The sequence below is a fragment of the Kitasatospora sp. NPDC059803 genome (genome assembly GCF_042732255.1).
Lineage (GTDB): Bacteria > Actinomycetota > Actinomycetes > Streptomycetales > Streptomycetaceae > Kitasatospora.
Map to the genome: position 1 here is coordinate 1 of NZ_JBHWIJ010000464.1, position 4,145 is coordinate 4,145.

The window sequence follows — 4,145 nt, forward strand, 5'->3', positions numbered from 1 at the left end:
GGGCGCGCGGGGTGCGGCCGGGCGATCGCCCGAGCGCGAGGGCGACCAGGGTGGGCACCGGTCCGGCGGGGGGGGCGGCGGCCCAGGCGACCAGGGCGACGGCCGCCAGGGTGCCGCCGGCCACCGCGACGTCCACCCAGGGGGCGATGCCGGAGGTGCTGGTGCCGTAGATCCGCCCGGTGGTGGCGAGCACCGGGAGGGTCAGCAGGTTGCCCGCGACCACCCCGAGCAGCGTGCCGACGGTGGCCGGGATCAGTGCCTGGGCGACGTACGCGCGGACCACCTGGGCGGGCGTGCAGCCGAGCGCCTTGAGCACGCCGATCCGCCGGGTGGCGGTGCCGACGGCTCCGGCCACCACGTTCCCCGCCACCAGGACCGACATCGCCATGCCGAGCAGGCCGAAGGCGACCATGAACGGCAGGAACATCGCGGTGTTGCGGTCGGAGCCCTGCTTGGCGGTGAGCCAGGACTGGGCGCCGGTCAGCGCACCGGCGGGTGCGGCGGCGGCGACGGCGGCCCGGTCGGCGGCGAGCGCCTCGGCGGTGGCCGCCTGTGTGAAGCGGTAGAGCATCTCGTAGCCGGGGGTGCTGCCGGGCGCGGTGAGCGCGGCGAGGCCGTCCGGCGTCACCCAGGCGTCGGCGGTGCGGCTGACGGACCGGCCGAAGCCGACGACGGTGAGGGTCGGCGCGCCCGGCAGGCCGGGCAGGCGCAGTGTGCCGCCGACCTCCCGGACGGGGCTGCCGTAGCTCGCGTCGAGCACCACCTCCCCCGGCTTCTTGGGCCAACTTCCGTGCAGTAGCTCGATGTTGTCCACACCGCCGGCGGCGTCGGCGCGGCCCGCGACGGTCATCGGCTCCATCCCCTCCCCGTCCGCGCCGGTCGCACCGCCCGCGCCGGTCGCGCCTGGGCCCGGTTCGGGATCGACGGTGACGGTGCGGAACGGCCCGGCGGCGGCCGTCACCCCGGGGGCGTGCGCGGTGTCGGCGAGTTGGGCGGCGGTGGCCCGGGCGCCGTCGAAGCGCGCGGTGAGGTGGGCGCCGTGCTGGCCGCCGAAGGCCTGGTCGAAGGGCTGCTGCGAGGCGACCAGCAGCGAGCCGCCGAGGACGGAGCAGGTGGTGGCCACCAGGGCGGCCAGCCCGATCGCGACGGACTGCGTGCGGCGCCGGCGGACACCCGCGCGCACCACCCTGCCCAGCGCGGTCATGCCGCCACCGCCGAGTCCGAGGCGATCCGGCCGTCCCGCATCCGGACCGTGCGGGTGGCGCAGTCCTCGGCGAGGGTCAGGTCGTGGGTGACGATCAGGATGGTCTGGCCGTCCTCGTGCAGCTCCCGGAACAGCTCCTTGACGTCCTCGCCGGAGGCCGAGTCCAGCGCGCCGGTCGGCTCGTCGGCCAGCAGCAGCGTCGGCCTGTTCATCAACGCCCTTGCCACCGCGACGCGTTGGCGCTCACCACCGGAGAGCCGGGCCGGGTGGGCGCGGGCGTGCCGGTCGATGCCGAGCGACTCCAGCAGCTCTGCGGCCCGGCGCCGGGCCTCGGCGCGCGGGACGCCCGCGAGTTCGCCGGCGAGCACCACGTTGTCGGCCACGGTGAGGTCGTCCAGCAGGTTGAAGAACTGGAACACCATGCCGATCGTGCCGCGCCGGTAGCGGGCCGAGCCCGCCTCGCTCAGCCGGTCGACCCGGACCCCGGCCACGGTGACCGTCCCGGCGCTCGGCCGGTCCAGCCCGGCCACCAGGTTGAGCAGGGTGGACTTCCCGCTGCCGGACGGGCCGAGCACCGCCACCGACTCCCCCGCCCGCACGCTCAGCGTGACCTCGTCCAGCGCCGCCCGCGCGCCCTCGTAGTGGCGGCTCACACCGCTCAGTTCGATCACCGGATCGCTGCTCATTCCCCGCTCCTCGTACGTTCCCGCCTGGTGGACGACACGAAGGTACGGACGGGCGGCGCGCACCCGCGTCCGTCGCCCGGGGCAACTTCGCTACCCCGTCCGGGCGACCCGGCGCGGCGTCATCCTTGCGAGGTAGTCGCCGGGTGTAGCGGCCGCCGCCGCCCGAGGGGCTGTCCCCGACGGCTCCCGGCCCCCACAATGTCCCGGTGATCAACCTCCCGACAGCGGCGCGGCTGCGCGCGGCGGCCCGCCTGGCCGAACCCCCGGGCGCCGCGCCGCCGCCCCGGCCGACCCGGCGCGGCCAGGCCTTCGACCTGGCCCTGGCCCTGTTCCTCGCCTTCGCCTGCGCCCGCTACGCCACCACCGCGAGCGAGAGTCACGGCACCGACTGGTACGGGCCGATGCTGCTGGTGCCGCTCGTGCCGCTGCCGCTCGCGCTGCGCCGCCGCCTCCCGCTGGCGGTGCTGTGGGCGGTGCTGCCGGCCGCGCTGCTGGTGCGCCACCAGTCGGAGGACATCGCGTACGCGGCCGGCGTGGCCGTCATCGTCGCCGCCTACAGCGCCGCCGCGTACGGGCGCCGCCCGGCGGCGCTGCTGCCGAGCCTGCCGGCGGCCGCCGCGACGCTGGTGGTGCTCTTCGACGACGCCAAGCTGCCGCACTTCCCCAACGCGGTGATCGCGCTGCTGGTCCTGGTGCCGGTGTTCGCGGTCGCCTACGAACTGCGGATGTGGCGCCGCCGGGTGGACGAGGAGCGCGAACGGCTGTCCGCCCTGGAGCGCGGGCGGCTGGCCGCGCTGGAGCACGCGGCGGAGCACGCCGTGGAGCTCGAACGGGCGCGGATCGCCCGGGAGTTGCACGACGTGGTGACGCACAACGTGAGCATGATGACGATCCAGGCCGGGGCCGCCCGCAAGATCCTGGACACCGCCCCGGACAAGGCCCGCGAGGCGATGGCCGCGGTGGAGGCCGGCGGACGCGCCGCGATGACCGAACTGCGCCAGGTCATGGGCCTGTTGACGATCGACTCGGAGACCGGCGACGACCCGGCCGCGACCGCCGACCTCAGCCCGCAGCCGGGCCTGGGCCGACTGGACGCGCTGGTCGACGGCGTCCGGCGGGCCGGACTGCCGGTCGAGCTGACCGTCACCGGGGAGCGCCGGGCCGTCCCGCCCGGGGTCGAACTCGCCGCCTACCGCGTGGTCCAGGAGGCGCTCACCAACACCGTCAAGCACGCGGGCGGCGCGGATGCCGCGGTGACCGTCGAGTACGCCCCCGGCCACCTGCGGGTGGAGGTCACCGACACCGGCGGCCGGACCACCGGCGCCGCCGCCACCGGCAACGGCCGCGGCCTGATCGGCCTGCGCGAACGCCTCGCCGTCTACGGCGGCACCCTGCACACCGGCCCCCGGCCGCGCGGCGGCTACCGCGTCAAGGCCCTGATCCCCCTGGAGAGTTCATGAGCAAGCAGGCGCTGCGCGTGGTGGTGGCCGACGACCAGGCCCTGGTCCGCACCGGGTTCCGGCTGATCCTCGAATCGGAGGGGATCGAGGTGGTCGCCGAGGCCGAGGGCGGCGAGCAGGCCGTCGCCGCCGTCCGCCGCACCCGCCCGGACGTCGTCCTGATGGACATCCGGATGCCAGGCCTGGACGGGCTGGAGGCCACCCGCCGGATCCTCGCCGACGCCGGCCCGGCGGACCACCCGCCACGGGTGATCATGCTGACCACCTTCGACCTCGACCAGTACGTCTACGCCGCGATGGCGGCCGGGGCGAGCGGCTTCCTGCTCAAGGACGTCACCCCGGAGCACCTGGCCGCCGCCGTCCGGCTGGTCCGCACCGGCGACGCGCTGCTGGCCCCGGCGATCACCCGCCGCCTGGTCGAACGCTTCGCCCGCCCGGACGCCCCCGCCGCCGCCCCGCACCGCGAACTGGCCGCGCTCACCCCGCGCGAGCGGGAGGTGATGGGCCTGCTCGCCCGCGGCCTCAGCAACGCCGAACTCGCCGCCCGGCTCCAGCTCTCCGAGGCGACCGTCAAGACGCACGTGGCCCGGATCCTCGGCAAGCTGAACCTGCGGGACCGGGCCCAGGCGGTGGTCGCCGCCTACGAGACCGGGCTGGTCAGCGTCGGCACTGCGGCGCAACCCCGGTAGCGGTGCCGGGGGGGGGCGGGGGGCGGGGCGGCGGCGGGCCCCGCGGTCGGGGGGGGGCTGGCCCCCCCGCGCCCGCGCGCCCGCCCGCGCGCGGGCGGCGGGGGCG

Annotated in this window: 4 protein-coding genes; 2 read left to right on the forward strand and 2 right to left on the reverse strand. The window is 76.7% G+C overall.

Features of this window, described 5'->3' with window-relative positions; all coding sequences use genetic code 11:
* The coding region (locus ACFV6I_RS38080) for an FtsX-like permease family protein (protein ID WP_380430723.1) at positions 1-1,204 on the reverse strand (1,204 nt) is incomplete at its 3' end.
* Positions 1,201-1,890, reverse strand: a complete 690-nt coding sequence (locus ACFV6I_RS38085; protein ID WP_380430725.1) for an ABC transporter ATP-binding protein — start codon at positions 1,888-1,890, stop codon at positions 1,201-1,203. The genes ACFV6I_RS38085 and ACFV6I_RS38080, both read right to left, overlap by 4 nt.
* Before the next feature lie 206 nt (positions 1,891-2,096).
* Between ACFV6I_RS38085 and ACFV6I_RS38090 the strand changes: the two genes are divergently transcribed.
* On the forward strand, positions 2,097-3,350 hold the full coding sequence (locus ACFV6I_RS38090; RefSeq protein ID WP_380430728.1) for a sensor histidine kinase: 1,254 nt from the start codon (positions 2,097-2,099) through the stop codon (positions 3,348-3,350).
* Positions 3,347-4,039, forward strand: a complete 693-nt coding sequence (locus ACFV6I_RS38095; protein WP_380430730.1) for a response regulator — start codon at positions 3,347-3,349, stop codon at positions 4,037-4,039. Before ACFV6I_RS38090 ends, ACFV6I_RS38095 begins: the two co-directional genes overlap by 4 nt.
* Positions 4,040-4,145: the final 106 nt, after the last annotated feature.

Bases quoted from the DNA above. Each gene is read 5' to 3' on its own strand.
- ACFV6I_RS38095 (WP_380430730.1), top strand. From the start codon at position 3,347: ATGAGCAAGCAGGCGCTGCGCGTGGTGGTGGCCGACGACCAGGCCCTG.
- ACFV6I_RS38085 (WP_380430725.1), bottom strand. From the start codon at position 1,890: ATGAGCAGCGATCCGGTGATCGAACTGAGCGGTGTGAGCCGCCACTAC.